Genomic DNA, 21,220 nt, shown 5'->3' with positions numbered 1-21,220 from the left:
CTCCCGCTGCCAATCCTGAATCAGATTCCCAGCACAAGCTTCGCCAGGAAATAAATAGCCGGAGCTGTAAAGATCACACTGTCAAATCTGTCCAGGATTCCACCGTGTCCCGGGATCAGTTTGCCATAGTCCTTGATTCCCTGATTTCTCTTAATAGCAGAAGCAGCCAGGTCTCCAACCATGGAGATCAGTGCTCCGACTGCACAAATCAGCGCATACTCTGCAATCTTTCCGCCAGTTGCTGCTGCATAAATTGCGCCCAGAAGCGCAGCGCCTGCCACGCCGCCTACTCCACCTTCTACTGATTTCTTCGGGCTGAGGATTGGTGCCATTTTGTGCCTGCCGATCAGCATTCCCACACAATATGCGCAGGTATCGCATCCCCAGGAGCATAAAAAGATCAGCCATACCAGAAATTTTCCATCTGGAAGGTTCCTGGTAAGATAAATAAAGGAGAGCATCACAGCCACGTATACCACCCCAAAGAACGCCGGCATTACCTGATCTGCCTTGAACTTGGGATAAGTAAATACGTAAACGAACATAAACATCATGAACGAAATGATCACGCCCATCATTCCATATTTTTCAAAATCCAGCGACATCAGCACATAGTAGATCACAGCTCCAAGATAGCCTGCAATTTCCAGGGCATTAAAATGGTCTTCCCGGACCTTCATAACCTTATAAAGCTCCTGCATTCCGATCAGAGAGATCCCAAGCAGTGTAAAAAACAGCACATAACCTCCACTGATAATAGTCAGAAGCGCAACTGCGACCAGCACAATACCGCTTAAAAGACGTGTTTTAAACATCTTACTCCTCCTTCACACCGCCATATCTTCTGTCTCTTTGATTATATTTCTCAATAGCCTGTACTAATTCTGCTTTATGGAAATCCGGCCATGCCACGTCTGTAAAATAAAATTCCGTATAAGCCAGCTGCCACATAAGGAAATTGGAAAGTCTCTGTTCTCCGCTGGTGCGTATCAGAAGATCTGGATCCGGAACTCCTGCAGTATCCAGGTAGCTTCCAATCGTATCCTCTGTGATCTGATCCGGAGAAACTTTTCCATCCGCCACATCCTGTGCCATCTTTCGCATTCCTCTTGTAATCTCATCGCGGCTTCCATAATTCATGGCAATCTGGAAGTATAGCTCATCATAATCCTTAGAAAACTTCTCCAGTTTACGGATGCTTTCCTGAATATCCGGTGCAAAAGCAGAGATGTCGCCGATAATTTTGATTTTCATCTTATTATCCCGGGATATCTTGATACATTTCTTCAGATAGCTGCGAAACAGCTTCATAAGCCCATCCACTTCTTCTCTGGAGCGTTTCCAGTTTTCCGTGGAAAAAGCATATACTGTCAGATATTTCACGCCCAGATCTTTAATATCATAGCAGACCTGCTCCAGATTGGCGCAGCCCTTAACATGTCCATAGCCGCGGGGCAGTCCCTTTGCCTTTGCCCAGCGGCCATTGCCGTCCAGAATAATGGCAATATGATTGGGTACGTTCATATTTTTCTCCTTGTATTTTGTTTTTCTTTTTTCGTTATAAGCGTTCAGATTATTCGTACAATTTCATACAAAAGGGCAGAAAAGAGCTCTTTTTAAAGAGCTCTTTTTGCTGTTTCTTTATAAAAGGATCCTGTTTTGCAGATTTTTAGTCCAAACGGCTCTGCGCTTCAGGTAATATGCCCTTATACAGTCATAATCTCCTTACCTTTTGCTTCTACTGCAGCATCTACATCCTTGATGTATTTGTCTGTAAGCTTCTGAACTTTGTCCTCTAACTCTTTGATCTCGTCCTCAGATACATCCTCTTCTTTTTTCAGCTTCTTGTATGCATCGTTGGCATCACGGCGGATGTTGCGGACAGCAACCTTAGCTGCCTCACCTTTTTTCTTAACATCTTTAACCAGATCTTTACGGCGTTCCTCGGTAAGCTCCGGGAAAACAAGACGGATTACTTTTCCATCGTTATTCGGGTTCAGACCAAGATCAGAAGTAAGGATTGCTTTCTCAATTCCCTTGATCAGGCTGGATTCCCATGGCTGGATCTGGATCATACGAGCTTCCGGAACTGTGATATTTGCCACCTGCTGAATCGGTGTAGGGCTTCCGTAGTAATCTACTGTCAGCTTGTCAAGGATATGCGGATTGGCACGTCCTGCACGGATAGTAGTCAGCTCTGCTTCTAAGCTGCCCAATGTCTTTTTCATTTTCTCTTCATACTTCTGAATTCTTTCATCCATAAAATTAATCTCCCTCTTTATGATTTTCTGCCGGTAGCAGTATTATCCTATTTTCTGCGCAACGCGCTTATACAGTAACCTTTGTTCCGGAAAATTTTCCGTGAACAGTGTTGATAATGCTGTTCTCCTCATCAAGAGCAAATACCATCATCGGCATTTTCTGCTCCAGACACATAATAGAAGCTGTAAGATCCATGGCTGCAAGCTTCTTGTCAACAACTTCCTGAATAGAGATCTCATCATACTTCACAGCGTCAGGATTTACCTTCGGATCGCTGTCATAAATACCATCAACTGCCTTCGCCAGAAGAATCGCATCGGCCTCGATCTCAACTGCACGAAGAACCGTAGCTGTATCAGTAGAGAAGTACGGATGTCCTGTACCGCCTGCAAAGAATACCAGCTTGCCCTGTGCAAAGCTCTCTTCTACGCTGTCCTTGGAATACAGTCTGGTAAATGCACCACATGCAAATGGTGTATAAATCTCAGTCTTCATACCTGTATATCTGCAAAGGTCAGATACATAAATACAGTTCATAATGGTAGCAAGCATACCGATCTGGTCTGCCTTGTTACGGTCTATCGTCTCACTGGTACGTCCTCTCCAGAAGTTTCCACCGCCGATCACAATGCCGATCTGTACTCCTTCATCAGAAATTGCCTTGATCTGCTTCGCTACTGCAAGAACAGTTGCCTCGTCAAATCCTGTTTTCTTCGGTCCGGCAAGAGCCTCGCCGCTTAATTTTAATAAAACTCTTTTCATTTCCATGCTTTTATCCTGCCTTATTTTTTATTCTTTTATTTTACCATACTCCGGCAACAACCTCATTTCCGCTGTCATCAACAGTGGTAGAAACTGTGAAAGAGTCATAATAATGATATCCTGTCTCTCCGGTCTCCGGCTCGTTCTCATAATCACTTCCGTTAGCCTCTCCCAGTGCTGCAACAAGACTGGAAAGCGGCTGTCCGATATACTGTTTCGCCTTATCTGCACTGGAATCATCCGGTGCTGTATTACTGCCGCCACTATTATCCGGAGTACTTGTAGGCTGCGGTGCAGATGTAGGTGCAGAAGTAGGACCTGACTGCTGCGGCGCAGATGTAGGCGTTGGTGCTGTATCCGTTTCCTGAGAATCATCCTCAGAACTGTCTTCGCTGTCATCAAGACCAAGACGCGCCATCACTTCACTCAGGGTAGAAGTTTCTGTCTTACTCGTTCCTGTCAGATAAGTAGCATAAGGAATTCCATCCTCAGCAGTTCCATCCATATGAAGAGTGATCTTTGAAATTGTCTTCAGCGGAAGCTTACGGAAATAGCAGTCTGTATAATCCTCGTCCTCATACGTGATCCGGATGTCATAGCTTGTCACCGCATTTCCATCTGCATCCTTCTCGTCCGGCTCATAATAGTAAAGAGCCTTGTCGCCATCATTCAAAGTAAACAATCCATTGATCAGCTCTGTGCCCCAGTCATCATCGTCATCCGTAGTCGGACGAATGTAAAGTCCCTTCACAGCAGCTCCGGTACCGTTCACAAGAATCAGCCTGGAAGCTGTGGAAGTCTTATCACCAATCACATTCTTGATATCTGCATCGTCAGATTTCTGCATATCTACCAGGGAACTGTCATCACTTGAAGCTGTATCTGTATTCTCAGCAGGAGCCACGGTTACCTGGCCATCCTTGCCTGTATCTTCAGTCTTTTTTTTGCCACATCCAGCTGCTGCCAAAGCAGTGACCAAAAGTGCTGCAAGAATCACATAACGTTTTTTCATAATCTATATTCCTCCCACAAAATGGAATTAAACTCCTCTAATATCCACTTTTTGTTCTCCATTATTATTACAGAGTATGACAGACTTGTCAACCGAACGCGGGATGATTTCATACAATTTTTAAACTTTTCGTTACTGTTCACTCCATTCACAGTAACACGCTTCGCGATGCACAGAAATCATGCTTTGCACGATTTCGCGCCGCAACTCTCGGGTTTCTTTTCCCCATTCTCTCTGGTGCCTTCACCGGGAAGGAAGATCCTGCGTACTTCTTCTGTGAACAAAAAGAGCCAGGGACAGTTTTCTCTATCTCTGACTCAAATAGTTTTTGACAACATGTCTCAATTTTTAAAACCCGGCGTCTCTTCGCTCTTTACGCATATCCCTGCGGAGCAGAGCTGCCTCATGGCGGCCTTTCTCTGCTTCTGTGTGGATAATAAGGCCGGGGATTCGGGTAGGACGTTCATTCTTATCCACAGCTACCATCACAGAAAAAGCACGGTTTACCAGGTAACGCATTCCATCACCGCGCTCCACATAGGAATCAATTTCCACTTCCATGGAGGTATTTCCCACATAGGTCACATAGCCGATCATCACAAGGAGCTCGCCCTCGTAAACGGGCTCCTTAAACTGTAGATTGTCCACAGCTGCAGTTGTGACACGATAAGTCCCGCAATGACGCATGGCAACCACGCCAGACACCTCATCCACCCACTGCATCAGCATTCCTCCAAACAATCTGCCGCCGGCATTTAAGTGCTGGTGCATGATCAGATGAACCTGCTCCGTTCTGGAATCCTCTACGGTTTTCATCAGACGGTTTTCTTTTGTTGTTTCCTTTGCTTCCTGTATTTTCTCTTTTGTTTTCTCTTTTATTTTCTCTTCCATAGCCAACCTCTTTTTACTGTTTTCATGCTGCCTGTACAGCGAATATTAAATAAATACCATATTGACCTGTCTGACTTTTTATATGCTGCATCTTTACAGCTGATCCCCTATAAATGTTTAACAGAAATTTACGAAAGCCGGGAATTTTTCATCATAAAAATCCCCAGCTCCCATTGTTTTTAATATAAATTCTTCACCTTGAAATCACGCTCTGCTTCTCGTCTCTGATCTTTCTTAGCGATATCCTGACGTTTGTCATACAATTTCTTACCTCTTGCCATACCAATTTCCACCTTCACAAGGCTGTCCTTGAAATAGACCTTGATTGGCACAAGGGTAAGACCTTTTTCCTTCAGTTTGGCTTCCATCTTGTTGATCTCACTGCGGTGAAGGAGAAGTTTACGGATACGAAGGGGATCTTTATTGAAAATATTGCCTTTTTCGTATGGGCTGATGTTCATTCCATAGATATAAACCTCCCCATTCTGAATCCGCACAAAAGATTCCTTGACGCTGCATTTTCCCATACGCAGGGATTTTACTTCTGTTCCTGCCAGGGCAATTCCTGCCTCATACGTGTCTTCTATAAAATAATCGTGAAATGCCTTTTTATTATTTGCAATCAGTTTGATTCCTGGTTTCTTTGCCATAAGTTCCTCCCTATATGGATTTCCGCCTGCAAGCGGGCGTTCAAAACAAAGGGTTGCTGTTCTAGAGCGTAGTTTCTATGCATCGCAAAGCGTGCTTTTGATCGCAGAATGAACAGTAACTTCTAATTACCACTCTTGCTCCTCTGCCAGAACAAAATCCACAGTCTTCAGCATGGTATCTGCGTCTGCAACTCTCACACGTACCTTCTGTCCCAGTGCAAACACCTTGTGTGTCACATCGCCGATCAACTCGTAAGCATCCTGATCAAAGGTGTAATAATCATCCCTCAGTGTATTTACATGAACCAGTCCCTCTACCGTATTTGGAAGTTCCACATAGAAGCCCCAGCCAGTAACACCGGAAATGATTCCTTCAAATTCTTCCCCAATATGGTAAGACATATATTCTGCTTTTTTCAGCTTGTCAGATTCTCTCTCTGCTTCGTCCGCCCGGCGCTCACACACACTGGACTGGCGTGCCACATCTTCCAGAATCTCTTTATAATGCTCTGTTTTTCCCTCTCTTTCCAGACGTCCCCGAAGCTTATCCTTAATGATCCTGTGAATCTGAAGATCCGGATAACGACGGATTGGAGAAGTAAAATGGCAGTAATATTTCGCTGCAAGTCCAAAATGGCCGCTGCATTCTGTAGTATACTTCGCCTGTTTCATGGTTCGAAGAGTAAGGCGGCTGATCTGTGGCTCGTTTGGAAGTCCCTCAATGCTCTCCAGAATAGTCTGGATCTCTTTCGGGGTAATCTCCTGGCCATGCTTCTGCACCGACACTCCCTGATTATGAAGAAGTGTGAGAAGGCTCTCCACTTTCTCGGGATCCGGAGTCTCATGGGTACGGTAAACAAACGGCATATCATCCCTGCAGCACTCCTCTGCCACAGTCTCATTTGCCATAAGCATGAAATCCTCAATGATCCTTGTTGCCACATTTGCCTCATATGGCTTAATGTCAATGGCTCTTCCTGCTGCATTTAAGATAATCTTGCTCTCCGGAAAATCAAAATCAATGGAGCCTCTGTGATGGCGGTTTCCACGAAGGATTTCAGAAAGCTCTTTCATCAGGAAAAACATGGGAACAAGTTTTTCATAGCGTTTCTTTGCCTCTTCGTCAGTATCCTCCAGAATGTTTTTCACATCTGTATAATTCATTCTCTCATCTACACAGATCACAGTCTCTGCAATCTTATGGGAAATCATATTTCCTTTTTTATCAATATCCATAAGACAGCTTAAAGTAAGACGATCCTGCCCCTGGTTCAGAGAACAGATTCCGTTGGAAAGCCGTACCGGGAGCATGGGAATTACGCGGTCTGCCAGATATACACTGGTTCCCCGCTTCAACGCCTCACGGTCAAGGGCGCTTCCACCCTGTACATAATTGCTTACATCTGCAATGTGAACACCAAGATGATAGATGCCATTCTCCTTTGTCAAAGTAACTGCATCATCCAGATCCTTGGCGTCTTCTCCGTCGATGGTGACGGTCTGAAGATGGCGAAGATCCAGTCGGCCATCCCTGTCAGCATCCAGAACATGATCCGGCACACGGTCAGCCTGACGGATTACTTTATCCGGAAATTCGCTTGGAATGCCAAAGCTTTTTACAATGGCAAGGATATCTGTTCCAGGTGCACGGCAGCTTCCCAGATTCTCTACGATCTTACCTTCCGGATTGCGATTCTTGCTTCCGTAGCTGGTGATTTCCACCACTACCTTATCCCCGTCCTTAATTCCCTGGGAATCTTTTCTCGGAATAAATACATCCCTGGAAAATTTAGGGTTGTCACTTACCACAAAACCAAAGTCACGGCTGTTCTCGTAGGTTCCCACGATCTGGGTCATACCTCTTTCCAGAACTTTTACTACAATTCCCTCGCGGCGTTTGCCTTCCTGCGGCTCTTTTGTGATTATAACACGAACCTTATCCTGGTGCATAGCCGTTCCGGTACAATCTTCCGAAATAAATACGTCGTTGTCTTCCCCCTCGATTTCCACGAATCCAAAGCCCTTGGGATGACCGATAAAGGTGCCTTCCACAGATGGACTGTCCGGATATTCGTTCTCCAGACGGGCAAGGCGGAATTCCGGGTCATCATCCTCGCAGCGTCTGCCGTGTTTCCTATCGTCGTACTTATCTTTTCCCCTGCTGTAATGATCGTCGGACTTGCGGTGATCATACTTTCCAGCCTGCTTATCATTATATTTCTTATCGGAATGCTTCTCATCTTTCTTCCCGGTACGTCTCTCGGAGCCTTCTTCTGTATATTTCCCGGAACGTTTACCCGAAAACTTCTCGTCACGTTCTTCTCTTTTTCCTCGCTGCTTCTCTTTCCCGCGCTTTCTTCCAGTTACTTTGGAATAACGTCCCTTGGAATCCAGGTCAACCTTTCCCTCTGCTACCAGATCATCCAGAACACGGTACAGATCCTTCTTCTCGTCCTTTGAAAGGCGCAGAAGACCTGCAATTTCCCTGAAACGCATAGGCTGGTACACCGGGTCTCCAAGAAGCTCCATCATAAATTTTTTTCGTTTGTCAAATTCTCTGTCTTTACTCAATTTGTCTCCTTCTTAATACCTGCACACGCAAGCTGCTCTATTAAAATCGCACGCACAGACTGTAATTATCACAAAACTTTTCTACCATCTTTCCATAATTTCCTATTATCAGGAAAGAATCCTGCAAAGCAGGATTTTCCGCTTACATAAAAAACACTCTTGCGATCAGATCAACAAGAGTGTTTCCCAGTTTATTCTTAGAAATTCAGGTTCAATACAACTGCCAGTACAAAGAACAAAACTCCCATAACTGTAGTTGCCTTAACAAGACCGCCCTCCATGGAACGTCCTTTGTTCTTACCCCAGTATGTGTCTGCAGCTCCGGCGATCGCACCAAGACCCTGTGACTTACCTTCCTGCATAAGGACTACTACGGTAAGGGCAATACAATCTATAACAAAAAGAATTGTTAAAATCGTTCTTAAAATCTGCACGTGGTTACACCTCCTAATCAACTAGGAGATATTATACCATAGCCAGCATTTGATTTCAACTCCTTTTTATCTTGAATTTGGACAAATTACGCTATCGTTTTTTTCAGGGTCAGGCAAACGGATTCTCATACATCGACAGTCTGCCAAGCTGCTCATGGATTCTCAGAAGCTGATTATACTTGGCATTTCTATCTGAACGACATGGTGCACCAGTCTTGATCTGCCCCGCACCAGTTGCCACTGCAAGATCTGCAATAAAGGAATCCTCCGTTTCACCGGAGCGGTGGGAAATAACAGAGCGATAACCCGCCCGTGCAGCCAGTTCTACTGCCTCCAGAGACTCTGTCAGGGTTCCGATCTGATTTACCTTGATCAGGATTGCATTTGCTGTTCCAAGCTTTATTCCACAGGACAGCCGTTTGATATTTGTCACAAAAAGGTCATCCCCAACCAGCTGTACACGGCTTCCAAGCCGCTCCGTCATAGCTTTCCAGCCCTCCCAGTCATCCTCCTGCAGTCCGTCCTCGATAGAAACAACAGGAAATTCATCCAACAGATTTTCGTAATAACGGATCATTTCATTAGAATCCCGGATTACTTCTTTTCCAGTCATCTTACTCTCCCCAGGAAAATAGTAACCATCTTTTTCTCCGTCATATAATTCACTGGCTGCCGCATCAATGGCAATGCCAATATCTTTTCCCGGCTCATATCCGGCGTTCTTCACAGCCTCAAGGATCAATTCCAGAATCTCCCTGGAATCCTTCAGATCCGGTGCAAAACCACCCTCATCGCCCACTGCTGTAGACAGATTTTTCTTTTTTAAAAGAATCCTCAGTGACTGATAAATCTCCACACACATGCGGATTCCCTCTGAAAAACAGGAAGCCCCAACTGGCATGATCATAAACTCCTGAAGATCCACTGTATTGTCCGCATGCCGCCCGCCATTCAAAATATTCATCATTGGTACTGGCATCCTGTTCGCATGACAGCCTCCGATATACTGATAAAGCGGAATCCGAAGTGCCATAGCGGCTGCCCTCGCCACCGCCATAGAAACACCAAGAGTGGCATTCGCCCCAAGATTGCTTTTATTGTCCGTACCATCTGTCTGGATCAGAAGAGAATCAATATAGGTCTGATCCAGTGCATTTTCTCCCAGAATTGCCTCCGAGATTTTCGTGTTTACATTATCCACTGCTTTTTGTACACTAAGACCTTTATAATTTCCTTTATCGCCGTCTCTTAGCTCCAGTGCTTCGAATTTTCCTGTGGACGCGCCGGATGGAACTGCTGCACGGCCTGTATATCCATTGATTCCAATAACGCCTTCTCCAACTGTCACTTCTACCTCCACAGTAGGATTACCTCTGGAATCCAGAATTTGTCTTGCGTGAATCTTCCGAATAGGCAAATACCGTAACATTTCCTTACCTCCTAAAGATTGATAACGGTAGTTTTTCCAACTATTCAGAGTTCTATGCAGGATTTCAGATTCTGTTTCTGCCTGAAGTGCTCAATGAACCTCAGAAATGGAATTAAATCCCTTATTTCTCAGACATGCCTCCACCTCACTGATATCCGGTACGTGTAGAACCATGATCGGAAGTCCGGTAGCACGGTTGAAAGACAGATACAGATAATCAATATTGATGTTGCTCTCCTGGAGACTGAGAAGCAGTTTGTTCAGATTACCAACCTCATCCTTTACCTCGATTCCAAGAACATCACTAAGCTTACAGATAAAACCAGCCTTTGTCAGCGCTTCTAACGCCTGCTCAGGTTTGGAAACAACCATACGTATAATTCCATATTCAGCACTGTCATTGGTAACAGAACCAAGGATATTAATATCCTCCTCCAGGAGGATTCCAGTCACCCGCTGCATTTTTCCTTTGATATTTTCCGCAAAAATCGATAATTGTTTCAGCATTTTCTTATTCCTTTCCATATTTCAATAACAATATTAACATTTTAATCATAAAAGAAACTAAGATGCCACTCGGGCAGATAATTTTCTTTCACAAAACAGACATTTCGCCTGTCGGCAACATTACTATCTATTCACTATATATAAATCAGCTCTTTATTTCTCAACAGGAACCTCAATCAGTTCCTTAGGAGAATGTGCCAGATTGCGGCAGCCGTCTTCCGTTACCACTACCATATCCTCAATACGAACCCCTCCGAAACCAGGTACATAAATACCAGGTTCAACTGTCTCGATCATATTGGCTTTCAGAATGGTATCGTCAGAGGGAGAGAGGCGCGGACTTTCATGGATGAAAAGACCTACACTGTGACCAAGTCCGTGACCAAAACAGTCACCATAACCAGCCTCTGTAATAATATCTCTCGCAACCTTATCCACACTCGCTCCGCTTACACCAGCCTTTACTGCTGCAAGACCGGCCAGCTGTGCTTTTAATACAACATTGTAAATTTCTTTCTGTTTATCGCTTGCTTTTCCGAGGACAAAGGTACGTGTCATATCGGAGCAGTATCCCTTGTATTTACAGCCAAAATCACAGGTAACAAAATCCCCTTCCTCCAGCTTCTTATATCCTGGAATTGCGTGAGGCATGGAAGAATTCAGACCGGAAGCGATGATCGTGTTAAAGCTTAAATCCTCTGCTCCCTCTTTTTTCATCAGGTATTCCAGTTCTGCCGCAGCTTCCAGCTCTGTCATTCCTGGTTTCACGATTTTCAAAAATTCTGCAAATGCTTTGTCCCCGATTTCTTCGGCTCTTGCCAGATACTCCAGTTCTTCCTCAGTCTTAACCTGGCGAAGATCATCGATTCTGCTGCCAAGAGGTATCCATGTCTGAACCGGCAGTTCCTTTCTGAGCTTATCAAAATCACAGCAAAGCATGGACTGATCCTCATATCCCATATGGAAATCGCTGCTTACATTCTCCTTCTCCATACACTCCTTCAGAATCGTCTGACGGTTATGCCCACGGCACTCTTCGATTACTGTGAAATCGCTCTCCTTACCGGCCTGCTCCGTATAACGGGAATCTGTGATCAGCACCTTCTGGGCTGCTGAAATATATAAAGCGCCCTCGCCGCCACGAAAACCGCTTACATGTCGCATGTTATACGGATCTGTGATCACAAGGGCATTCAGTTTCAATTCATCAAGAATTGCATTTAACATCTTTGCTTCCTCCTCATCTTCTGTCATATAGCTTCCCAGCACTTTATCACGTTGAAAAGCCATATTCTTTATAGTTTCATCATACCACATTATACGCGGAAATATTATCTGAATTTTTAATTCTTTTCACACGTATAAACTTTTTATTTTATATAAAATAATATTTTTTTCAAATTATTTGTTGACAAACGAGAAGTAATCTGTTATAGTAAGCTCATAAAACAAAAGGAACTTAAAAATAAAAACAAAAAGGAGTGAGACCACCGAAAACATAAGTTCATTACTTATAATCTAAGAAAGAGAGGTACGGACCACCAGAAGCATAACGAAACATCTTAATTTTTAACACTTTAAGAAAAGCGAGGTACAGTCCACCAAGAACGTAAGCCTTAATTCCAATTGTTTTAAACGCATAATATATTCGGAAAGAGAGGTACATTCCATTGGATATGGATCAGATTTAAGCCACCAGTAAACGTCGATGCTGGTGGCTTAATTAATGTCTGGATTTTCCTTTCATTTTCAAGCAGCTGCCTTGCCCTTATTCGCATGATTTTTCAAACACGCTCTGGCATAAACCTTTTATTTTCTCATATATCTGTAAAAAAATACCCGTGAGGTTTTCTCTTCATGAAATTTCCCATTTTTTCTTTTCCAGCACTGAAGGAAAAATTCTCTTCGCATATTTCCTCTTTTTGCTCGAAAAATCGCCCTGCGATCAAAGACTTTCTCCACTACGCCGTCGTTCCTCTTCTCTTCGCCCTGTCCTTTCTGGCTGGTTCTGCCGCCCGGGTGATCGTCCAACATTTTTCGCCCCCGGAAGCAGTCGCTACTTCATCAGACTGCGCAAGCTGGGGACTCAGTTTCCAGGAAGAAGGAAAACGTCCTGTAGGAAATGCTTCCATCCAAGAGCTTGCTTCCTATAACGCCTACTTTGCAAAGGATACCCAGGAGAAAATACTCTATCTTACTTTTGACTGTGGCTATGAAAATGGCAATACACCGCTGCTTCTTAATGCATTGAAAAAACACAATGTAAAAGCAACTTTTTTCGTTGTTGGAAATTTCATAAGAGATAATGGAGATCTGATAAAAGAAATGGTTCAGGAAGGGCATATTGTAGGAAATCATACCCTCTCTCACCCGGATATGTCCGGGATTTCTTCTCTGAATGATTTCAGGAAACAGCTGGAGGGCGTGGAAAATCTGTATAAAGAAACGACCGGAGAATCCATGACGAAATTCTACCGGCCGCCTCAGGGAATTTACAGTACAGCAAATCTGTCCATGGCAAAGGAACTGGGGTATAAAACCTTCTTCTGGAGTCTTGCCTACGTGGACTGGTATCAGGATAAACAGCCAACCAGAGAGGAAGCCTTCGATAAGCTTCTCACACGAATCCACCCAGGGGCAATTGTCCTGCTGCACAATACTTCTTCCACAAATGGACAGATTCTGGATGAACTGCTGACCAAATGGAAAGAAATGGGATATACATTTGGAACGCTCAATGATTTCTGAATTTTTGCTTTCCTGGAACAGGTTTGAAAAAGGCTTTAATTACCTATTATTTCCAAAATAAATAACCGCCTGTACTCCAGGACCAGTATGAATTCCAATAATCGGGCTCATTGGCATAATGATAACCTGAGCCTGTGGTACAGCTTCCAGGATAGCAGCCTTCTCTTTCTCAGCCTGCTCAGCAGCATCACCGTGACAGATAAATACATAAGGATGCTCCTCATTTAATCCGGAACTGATATACTTGGAAACGATCGTATTCATAGCAACCTTGGAGCCGCGTACCTTCTCCGGGATTGCCAGAGTTCCATCCTCCACAATACGAAGAATCGGTTTGATCTTCAGCTTTCCGCCGATCCAGGCGATTGTGGGGGAAATACGTCCGCCTCGTTTCAGAAAATCAAGATCATCTACTGTAAACCAATGGCAAATATGGAGACGATTCTCCTCCAGCCATGACGTATTCTCCTCCAGGGACATTCCTTTATTCTGGTTTTCTGCTGCCAGGATCACCAGGATTCCCTGTCCTCCTGTAGCTGCAAGAGAATCCACGCAGGAGATCTTACACTCCGGGTACTCTTCCATCAGATCAGCAGCTGCAATGCGAGAGCTCTGCCATGTAGAAGTCAGTCCTCCGGAAAGGGAAATATAAAGAATATCCTTGCCCTCTTTCAGAAACGGTTCAAAACAATCGGTATATGTAGCCGGGGAAATCTGGGAAGTACTTCCGGTTCCACCTGCACGAAGCTTGTCATAAAAAGCCCTGCTGTCCCAGTTTCCCGGATTCCTGTGCGGACACTCCTCTCCGTTTAACTGGTATACCATAGGAATCAGATGAATCTGACCCTTATCTAAAATGTCTGCCGGAATATCTGCAGATGTATCTGTTATGATCACATAATTACTCATACTGGGTTCTCCTTGTTTAATTGGCAATTCCTTATACTGTAATCGGTTAAGTGCTCCCATTATAGCATACTTCTTTTATGACGTGTGTATTTTTTTACATTTTTGGTACTTTTGTAACGTTTTTCCTCAGAGCATGTTGGAAAAAGCATTCCCGCGATCTGCACGCCCCACTTTGCGGTATATTTCGTCCGAATTCGGTTGCCGTAGCCCGCTACGGCGCCCTCATCCGGGCAAAATTTCCCACAAATTGTGACGCACATCTTGCAGAAAGCCTTTTTCAGACACGCTCTAACGGGCTACAATTATTTTTTGCAGCGTCTTTTTTACTGCCGTATACTTTTTTTCCGGAACTGGAAGTTCCCGTCCTCCTGTTACAGTCATTTTAAATCTGCGGATAGAATGGACATGTGCCGGGTTTACCATGTAACTCTCGTGGCACTTCAGAAACAGGTTCCCATAACGTTTTTCCAGAGTTTTCAGGCTTTCTGTAGACTCAAACTCCTGATCCAGAGTATGGATCACCGTATGATTGCCGAGACTTTCCACATAGATCACACGCGACCAATTCAGATAAAGAATGGACTTATCAATTCCTTTCACGTAAATCCGCTCTGATCTGGTCTCTCCTGTAAGGACAAACTTACGATAATTCTCATCATAATGTACCGGATAAATACCATCCCTCTCATCATACTGAATTGCATTTGAAATAAAGATCACACGTATCTTCGGCACACCTTTTTGCTCCACCCAGGTAAACTGCATACGCTGATTTACCCGGCTTGCACTGTTATCCGGCCAGATCGTATCTACCAGCATAAAAGTCATGATCTCTGCCACCGTACTGCTTGTAGTGGCAAGCGGCAGCACCGTCAGATTATTCAGGGAAAACTTCAGTTCGTGTTTCTCAGCGTGAAAAGCATCTACCAGATTTTTTCTTCCGCGGATCACCTGCCTGTCTGCAGGTCCTATCCAAAGAACATCCTCATGACAAGAGTTCAAAAAAGGCTCTATCTCATTGTTATAATATAAATTCAAAAGCTCTGCTGTCCGATCTCCAATTTTCTGTATGTTCATCTTCTGTCGCTCCTATTTATGCTGGTAATAAAAAACTGCCACCTGTGTACGGTCACGCAGCTGCAGTTTTTCCAGGATCATGCTCAGATAATTCCGCACGGTTCCTTCACTCAGGAAAAGCTCTGCCGCAATCTCCTTATTGCTGTATCCATTTGCGATCAGCTCTATCATCTCAAATTCTCTCTCATTAATGTCATATTTTCCATAATCAAACTTCTTTTCTCCCTGCAAAAGGTCTGGAATCCTGGAAACTATTTCTGTCCCAAATACTGTCTGCCCACAGTAAACCGCCCGAAGTGCAGGCAGAATACTGCCATAATCCTGTTTCAGAAGATATCCCTTTGCACCAAGTCGCAAGGCTTTTACTATATATTCGTCATCGGAAAAAGTGGTAAGAAGCAGAATATTTGCCTTTGGATGCCTGGACAAAATACTCCGGGATGCTTCCAGACCGTCCATTTTCTCCATTCGAATATCCATAAGAAGCACATCCGGCTCATACCTTTCATAAAGCTCACAGGCCTCTTTTCCGTTTGCTCCAGTCGCTAACACTTCCACATCCTCATTCACTTCCAGAATGGTTTTCAACGCACCCGCCACCAGGCAGTCATCGTCTACAATTATTATTTTCATTTCTTACTCCTGCTTTTCTTTCATTTCCGGAACACATTCAAAAAATAATTTCCATAATCTGTATGCCCGCTTTACTGTATCTTTATCGGAATCCACCTCAACCACATTTGGGTATTGTAATAAAAATCCGGAATCCCTTATCCGTAAAAATCTGTATGGTTCCACCCAGGGCATTTACCCTTTCTTTCATATTTACAATTCCAATACCGGATTTTTCCGGATCATAAAAAGCATCTGTCCCATTATCCTCTATACAAAGCTGGTACAGTCCCGGATGCTCCCGAAGGATCAGCTGCACCTTCGTGGCGTTGCTGTGCTTCATAATATTTGCGAAGGCCTCTTTGGTAATACTGATAAAACAGTATTTCACCTCCCTTGGAACCTCTCTTGTCATATCATAAACCATCTGCACCGAACAAAATGTAAACTCATGAACCAGGCTCTTTTCCACTTCTTCTAAATTTACTGCTTCATCGTGAAGGTCATGGACACTATTTCTGATGCTGTTCATGGCATGGTTCAGGGAATCCTCCAGATTTTTCAGTATGGCGGTCATCCCGGGATCTTTATTTATGGTCTTTGCAGCCCCTACCATAAGGATTGAACGTGAAAGTACATGTCCCACATTATCGTGGATTTCCCTGGCGATCCGGTTTCGTTCCTTTAAGGTAGCATTATAGATCTCATAATCCTGTTTTTCCTGCAAAGCTTTATTTTTCTGGGACAAAAGCAGGCTTCGCTCCTTGGAATCATCCTGGGTCCTTCGCAGCTTCTCTTCCAGAATCTGACTCTTTGCAGTATTTCTCTCCATAAAAAACGCCAGTAAAAATCCAAATACACCGGTCATTGCAAAAAAGCCCATGTTTTCCCTGCTTTCAGGTATTTTCCAGAGAAAAAACATCACTGCTACTGCTGCCAGCCCCCTCATTTTTTCATGAAAAAGCAGATAAAAAAGACATGGATAAAAGATAAAGGTCTCTGGAACAGCCAGTCCCAGAAATCCGAACAAAATGTAAAGGATTAGCTGCAATGCCTTCTTTCTCACCGCATATCCACAACAGATCACACTTACACAGCTCAAAAAAGCGATCAGAAAGCCCGCCCCTGGCGGCAGAAAAAAAAGTGACAGAAAGCTATAAAATACCAGCAATCCACAGTCCCAAAAGTGCCCCACTCTGCCACCTTCTTTCTCATTTTTTCCAAATACTGCTGTTCACTCTGTAACCGGTAATTTTCAAATATTTAACCTGTTTTTTTACATATATGCCTTACAGACATTTCCCTTATTATAGTATAACTGACCTTGCGCTGTAAAGAAGGTTCTGCGCTTTATGACATTACGTTTTACTAGTACATCGAATATTAAATTTCGATATACTAGTAATGTTCCGCGAAGTGTTTTTGTGAATGAAGCAAACTGTGATTTTATGACATTTGTCATGTGAAGGCCGTGACATCTGACACTTGGCGATTTTCCCTTATTCCGTTATACTAAAGTGTGTTTGAAAAAGCATTCCTGCAATCTGCACGCTCCACTTTGCGGTATATTTCGCCCGAATTCAGTTGCCGTAGCCCGCTACGGCGCTCTCATTCAGGCAAAATCTCCCACAAATAGTGACGTACATCTTGCCGAAAGACTTTTTCAAACACGCTCTAAACTTATGATACAGCTACTATACGGGGAAAACCCGAAGGAGGAAAAGCGTGTCCACAAACATTGTTCAAATAGAAAATCTGGTAAAAAGATATGGGGACCTGGTGGCACTTGATCACCTGAACCTGAGTATTTCGGAAGGAGAGATTTTTGGTCTTCTTGGTCCCAACGGCTCCGGAAAGACTACCGCTATCAATTGTATGCTTTCTCTTCTCAAATACGATAAAGGCAGCATTCATATTTTCGGAGAAGAAATGCGTCCTGACAATTACAAAGTAAAACAGCAGATTGGAATCGTGCTGCAGAATGTGGCTGTTTTTGACGAACTGACTGTCTATGAAAACATTGATTATTTCTGTGGGCTTTATGTCCCGGATAAGAGGAAAAGAAAAGAACTGGTGGAAGAAGCCATTACCTTTACCGATCTTAACGATTACCGGAAAATGCGTCCAAAGAAGCTCTCAGGCGGTCTTCTCCGCCGACTGAATATTGCTTGCGGAATTGCTCATAAGCCTCGCCTGATCATTATGGATGAGCCAACGGTAGCCGTTGACCCCCAGAGCCGGAACAAAATCCTGGAAGGCATTCAGAAGCTGAATGAACAGGGTTCCACCATCATTTACACTTCCCATTATATGGAAGAAGTGGAGCAGATCTGTACACGGATCGCAATTATGGATCACGGTCATGTGATTGCCTCCGGCACCAAAGAGGATCTGAAAAAAATGATCAAAACCGGCGAGACCATTACTATTGAGGCCATTCCTCTTACCTCGGAGAATCTGGCTGACATCCGGACTCTTCCCCACGTCTTTGACCTGCATTACGAGGAACAGATTCTCACTGTACGGTGCACAGGTGCCCGCCACAACCTGATCCGGCTTCTCAATTACCTGCAGAGCCAGGATATTTCCTTTGGTCAGGTTTCCTCTGAGCTACCTACTTTAAATGACGTATTCCTAGAAATCACAGGGAAACAGCTGCGAGATTAAGGAGGACTGCCATGCTGCATTTGATCAAATATAATCTTCTTGTAAAGCTGAAAAATTTTGCCACCACTTTCTGGCCGCTTATTTTTCCAATTCTTCTTGGAACTATGTTCTATTTTGCTTTTGGAAATATTGATGATGCTGATTTCGAGACTGTACAGGTTGGAATCGTAAAAGAGGAAGGCGCTGATACGTTGTTTCTTATGTTTCTGGATCAAATTGAAAACAACGGAAATCATCTGATTGCTGCTCAGGAATTATCTGAATCAGCTGCACTTACCAAGCTGGAAAATGAAGAAATTTCCGGTATCTATCAAGTGGGAAGCTCCTCTTCTCTTACAGTAGCTTCCAACGGAATCCCCCAGAGCATCCTTCAGTCCATTTTGTCCGGCTACGAAACCGGAAAAAGCACCATCCGCACTATAGTCCGCACACATCCATCCGGTCTGTGGGACGGAATACGGCAGATGCTAAATCAACAGGAAACACTTACTGAAGTTTCACTTGGCGGACAGACTATTAACGGAAGTGCACAGTTTTTCTATGCATTGATTGCAATGACCTGCCTCTATGGCTGTTTTATCGGATTTGGCTCTGCCATAACTCTTCAAGCCAATCTCACAGCACTTGCCGCACGACGCTGCGTTACTCCAACGCATAAACTGAAGCTGATTCTTTCAGAGCAGATTGCTTCTTTTTTGCTTGGCTATTTCGATGTGATCGTGTTGCTGATCTATCTTCGCTATATTTTAAAGCTGGATTTTCAGGGAAAAATCGGATCCATGCTGCTTATTTCTTTTTTCGGATCCCTGATCGGGGTTTCTATTGGAATTTTTGTAGGTAGTCTTGGAAAAATGAAAGAAGGGGGAAAGATTGGTATTATTCTTGGTTTTTCCATGGTCTGCAGCTTTTTATCAGGACTTATGAACAATACCATGAAGGATCTGGTAGAAAAAAATATGCCTGTTATTAACCGGATCAATCCGGCAGCACTTATTTCTGATGCTTTTTACTGCATCAATGTGTATGACGATATGAGCCGCTATTACCGCAACCTGTTCACTCTTGCAGTGATGAGCATAATATTAGTGACTGCTTCATTTTTACTGATCCGGAGGGAAAGCTATGATAGTATTTAAATGTTACATGAAAATTTTAAGACAGAATGTGACGCTGGTCATTATATATCTTGGTATTTTCTTTTCTGTGGCTCTTGTCATGCAGATGGCCGCTGGAAAAAGTGAAGACAGCCTTTATGCAAATACCAGCATTGATATTGGAGTGGTAAAGGAAGATCAAGGCGTTCTGGCTCAGGGATTTGTGGATTATCTTAACACGATTCACAATGTAATTCCTATGAAAAATAATCCGGAAGTACTTCAGGAAAATCTCTTTTACCGTAATGTGGAGTATATTGTGCAGATTCCTGATGACTTTTACGAGGCTTGCATTCAAGGAAATCAGCCACTGAAGGTCACCAAGGTTCCAGGATCCTACAGCTCCTATTATGTTGACCAGCAGATCAGCAGTTATATCAGTACCATCCGGACTTATGTTGCTGCCGGTTTTTCCCAGGAGGAAGCCGTTCAGGCAGTAAAAACCGAAGTTCATAAACCGGTCACCAAGATTTCCTCTGATTCTGCAAGCAGTGATCTGGTTCCTTACACTTATTATTTTCGTTATATTCCTTATCTTTTTCTGGGAGCTCTTTGCTATACCATGGGATATATTCTTATGGCCTTCAAAAAGGGAGATATCCAGAAACGGATGGAAGCCTCTGCTATTTCAGTGAGGCGTCAGTCCCTCCAGGGATTGCTGGCAATGGGAGTGATCGGTGCCATTCTGTGGCTTCTTGGAATCCTGGGAGTGGTGCTGATGTATGGAAATACCTTTTTGAATTCTGAACTTTGTGGCTATTATATTGCAAATACATTGCTTATGTTAGTAGTTTCACTGTCACTCTCTTACCTGATTGGAATGTTTATTCCCAACAGCAATATTTTAAGCGGCGTAGCCAATATTGTTTCTCTTTCCATGTGCTTTCTCTGTGGTGTCTTCGTCCCTATGAACATAATGGACAAATCTGTTCTGAAAGTCGCCAAGTTTCTGCCAGTGTACTGGTATGAACAGGTAAATGAAATTCTAAGCCGGCATCATTCCCTGACACCGGAGCTTCTTGGAAAGGTACATCTTGATATGGGAATCGAGGTGCTGTTTGCAGTTGTGTTTGTGTGTCTGATTCTGGCAGTTTCAAGGTATCGAAAAGAGGGGTGATTCCCTCTTTTCTGCACAGCCAAAATTTTTAAGGTTAATAACCTATTTATTATTTTTATAAAACAAATATGATTCACAGAACTATCCACAAGCAATCAGACCATTTACGTTATAATCTTCTTAGCAGCAAACGTAAGTCAGCTGAAATTATCACTTCTCAAGTAGAATATAATATATTCTACACATGATTCTACTATTTTATCAATAAATCAATAGAAATGAATTAAGAACAAGTCAAACAGGTCATATCTTTTTAAAAACTAGGAATCATTCCTAGTTGACATCATAGGTGACATCGTTAGAAAATTCCACGAAATAGAAAATGCCGGAAACCCAGTAAAATCAAGGCTTCCGGCGATCAAGAGAGCAGGGGATGAGAGAATCGAACTCCCACCAAAGGTTTTGGAGACCCCTATCA

Annotated in this window: 22 protein-coding genes and 2 pseudogenes; 6 read left to right on the top strand and 18 right to left on the bottom strand. The window is 43.5% G+C overall.

Translation table 11 applies throughout. The features are described from left to right. Positions 1 to 20: 20 nt before the first annotated feature. From LIZ66_RS16625 to LIZ66_RS16570, 12 genes are all read right to left on the bottom strand, one after another. Positions 21 to 815: a phosphatidate cytidylyltransferase gene (locus LIZ66_RS16625; protein WP_118578730.1), complete on the bottom strand. Its 795-nt coding sequence runs from the start codon at positions 813 to 815 to the stop codon at positions 21 to 23. A gap of 1 nt (position 816) precedes the next feature. Further along, complete coding sequence (locus LIZ66_RS16620; RefSeq protein WP_227201015.1) at positions 817 to 1,572, bottom strand: isoprenyl transferase; 756 nt, start codon at positions 1,570 to 1,572, stop codon at positions 817 to 819. Positions 1,573 to 1,706: 134 nt separating this feature from the next. Beyond that, complete coding sequence (gene frr / locus LIZ66_RS16615; RefSeq protein ID WP_118578734.1) at positions 1,707 to 2,261, bottom strand: ribosome recycling factor; 555 nt, start codon at positions 2,259 to 2,261, stop codon at positions 1,707 to 1,709. A gap of 67 nt (positions 2,262 to 2,328) precedes the next feature. Then, positions 2,329 to 3,024 carry a UMP kinase gene (gene pyrH, locus LIZ66_RS16610; RefSeq protein ID WP_173774202.1) on the bottom strand — a complete coding sequence of 232 codons (696 nt, stop codon included), beginning with the start codon at positions 3,022 to 3,024 and terminating at the stop codon, positions 2,329 to 2,331. Between the two features lie 40 nt (positions 3,025 to 3,064). Further along, a complete protein-coding gene (locus tag LIZ66_RS16605; protein ID WP_173774196.1) occupies positions 3,065 to 4,036 on the bottom strand; it encodes a hypothetical protein in 972 nt (323 codons plus the stop codon). Between the two features lie 348 nt (positions 4,037 to 4,384). Further along, positions 4,385 to 4,927 carry an acyl-CoA thioesterase gene (locus tag LIZ66_RS16600; RefSeq protein ID WP_306797102.1) on the bottom strand — a complete coding sequence of 181 codons (543 nt, stop codon included), beginning with the start codon at positions 4,925 to 4,927 and terminating at the stop codon, positions 4,385 to 4,387. Between the two features lie 179 nt (positions 4,928 to 5,106). Continuing rightward, the gene (gene smpB / locus LIZ66_RS16595) at positions 5,107 to 5,577 is read right to left on the bottom strand and encodes an SsrA-binding protein SmpB (RefSeq protein ID WP_021926591.1); all 471 of its coding nucleotides are present in this window, start codon (positions 5,575 to 5,577) and stop codon (positions 5,107 to 5,109) included. Between the two features lie 126 nt (positions 5,578 to 5,703). After that, positions 5,704 to 8,148 (bottom strand): ribonuclease R, encoded by a 2,445-nt coding sequence (gene rnr / locus LIZ66_RS16590; protein WP_227201007.1) that lies wholly within the window; start codon positions 8,146 to 8,148, stop codon positions 5,704 to 5,706. Between the two features lie 197 nt (positions 8,149 to 8,345). After that, a complete protein-coding gene (secG, locus tag LIZ66_RS16585; RefSeq protein ID WP_118578738.1) occupies positions 8,346 to 8,582 on the bottom strand; it encodes a preprotein translocase subunit SecG in 237 nt (78 codons plus the stop codon). Between the two features lie 109 nt (positions 8,583 to 8,691). Beyond that, complete coding sequence (gene eno, locus LIZ66_RS16580; RefSeq protein WP_173716366.1) at positions 8,692 to 10,011, bottom strand: phosphopyruvate hydratase; 1,320 nt, start codon at positions 10,009 to 10,011, stop codon at positions 8,692 to 8,694. Positions 10,012 to 10,101: 90 nt separating this feature from the next. Continuing rightward, positions 10,102 to 10,518 (bottom strand): amino acid-binding protein, encoded by a 417-nt coding sequence (locus LIZ66_RS16575; RefSeq protein WP_173719544.1) that lies wholly within the window; start codon positions 10,516 to 10,518, stop codon positions 10,102 to 10,104. A 153-nt stretch (positions 10,519 to 10,671) separates the two neighbouring features. Next, positions 10,672 to 11,808, bottom strand: a complete 1,137-nt coding sequence (locus tag LIZ66_RS16570; protein WP_227201006.1) for a M24 family metallopeptidase — start codon at positions 11,806 to 11,808, stop codon at positions 10,672 to 10,674. Between the two features lie 567 nt (positions 11,809 to 12,375). Here LIZ66_RS16570 and LIZ66_RS16565 point away from each other — a divergent pair. Continuing rightward, positions 12,376 to 13,266, top strand: a complete 891-nt coding sequence (locus LIZ66_RS16565) for a polysaccharide deacetylase family protein (protein WP_148463518.1) — start codon at positions 12,376 to 12,378, stop codon at positions 13,264 to 13,266. A gap of 39 nt (positions 13,267 to 13,305) precedes the next feature. Here the strand turns inward: LIZ66_RS16565 and LIZ66_RS16560 are convergent, their stop codons facing one another. Together LIZ66_RS16560 and LIZ66_RS19610 are read right to left on the bottom strand one after the other, a co-directional pair. Beyond that, the gene (locus tag LIZ66_RS16560; RefSeq protein WP_173735393.1) at positions 13,306 to 14,175 is read right to left on the bottom strand and encodes a DegV family protein; all 870 of its coding nucleotides are present in this window, start codon (positions 14,173 to 14,175) and stop codon (positions 13,306 to 13,308) included. 59 nt (positions 14,176 to 14,234) lie between these two features. Beyond that, on the bottom strand, positions 14,235 to 14,435 hold the full coding sequence (locus LIZ66_RS19610) for a DUF6783 domain-containing protein (protein WP_308768441.1): 201 nt from the start codon (positions 14,433 to 14,435) through the stop codon (positions 14,235 to 14,237). Between LIZ66_RS19610 and LIZ66_RS19605 the strand changes: the two genes are divergently transcribed. Next, entirely contained in the window at positions 14,355 to 14,561 is a 207-nt protein-coding gene (locus LIZ66_RS19605) for a DUF6783 domain-containing protein (RefSeq protein WP_308768442.1), read from the top strand. The genes LIZ66_RS19610 and LIZ66_RS19605 overlap by 81 nt on opposite strands. On the opposite strand, the gene LIZ66_RS16555 is transcribed toward LIZ66_RS19605, so the two are convergent. The 4 genes and pseudogenes from LIZ66_RS16555 to LIZ66_RS19600 all read right to left on the bottom strand — a co-directional run bounded on the left by LIZ66_RS16555 (position 14,464) and on the right by LIZ66_RS19600 (position 17,510). Then, the gene (locus LIZ66_RS16555) at positions 14,464 to 15,252 is read right to left on the bottom strand and encodes a LytR/AlgR family response regulator transcription factor (RefSeq protein WP_148463516.1); all 789 of its coding nucleotides are present in this window, start codon (positions 15,250 to 15,252) and stop codon (positions 14,464 to 14,466) included. The two genes, LIZ66_RS19605 and LIZ66_RS16555, sit on opposite strands and share 98 nt — an antisense overlap. A 12-nt stretch (positions 15,253 to 15,264) precedes the next feature. Further along, positions 15,265 to 15,885 (bottom strand): response regulator transcription factor, encoded by a 621-nt coding sequence (locus tag LIZ66_RS16550; RefSeq protein WP_148463515.1) that lies wholly within the window; start codon positions 15,883 to 15,885, stop codon positions 15,265 to 15,267. A 97-nt stretch (positions 15,886 to 15,982) separates the two neighbouring features. Next, on the bottom strand, positions 15,983 to 17,059 hold the full coding sequence (locus LIZ66_RS16545) for a sensor histidine kinase (protein WP_227201005.1): 1,077 nt from the start codon (positions 17,057 to 17,059) through the stop codon (positions 15,983 to 15,985). Positions 17,060 to 17,363: 304 nt separating this feature from the next. Then, a pseudogene (locus tag LIZ66_RS19600) lies at positions 17,364 to 17,510 on the bottom strand (DUF6783 domain-containing protein). Here LIZ66_RS19600 and LIZ66_RS19595 point away from each other — a divergent pair. The 4 genes and pseudogenes from LIZ66_RS19595 to LIZ66_RS16530 all read left to right on the top strand — a co-directional run. After that, positions 17,448 to 17,654: pseudogene (locus LIZ66_RS19595) on the top strand (DUF6783 domain-containing protein); the annotation flags it as partial. The pseudogenes LIZ66_RS19600 and LIZ66_RS19595 overlap by 63 nt on opposite strands. After that, positions 17,602 to 18,531, top strand: coding sequence for an ABC transporter ATP-binding protein (locus tag LIZ66_RS16540; RefSeq protein ID WP_173716375.1), 930 nt, complete (start codon positions 17,602 to 17,604; stop codon positions 18,529 to 18,531). The pseudogene LIZ66_RS19595 and the gene LIZ66_RS16540, both read left to right, overlap by 53 nt. An 11-nt stretch (positions 18,532 to 18,542) precedes the next feature. After that, entirely contained in the window at positions 18,543 to 19,667 is a 1,125-nt protein-coding gene (locus LIZ66_RS16535; protein WP_173716370.1) for an ABC transporter permease, read from the top strand. After that, entirely contained in the window at positions 19,654 to 20,802 is a 1,149-nt protein-coding gene (locus LIZ66_RS16530) for an ABC transporter permease (RefSeq protein ID WP_173719540.1), read from the top strand. Before LIZ66_RS16535 ends, LIZ66_RS16530 begins: the two co-directional genes overlap by 14 nt. Positions 20,803 to 21,220: the final 418 nt, after the last annotated feature.

Source organism: Blautia faecis, from assembly GCF_020554845.1.
Lineage (GTDB): Bacteria > Bacillota > Clostridia > Lachnospirales > Lachnospiraceae > Blautia_A > Blautia_A faecis.
The sequence above is the reverse complement of the archived record's forward strand: the minus strand, read 5'-3'. Positions and strand labels throughout refer to the sequence as shown.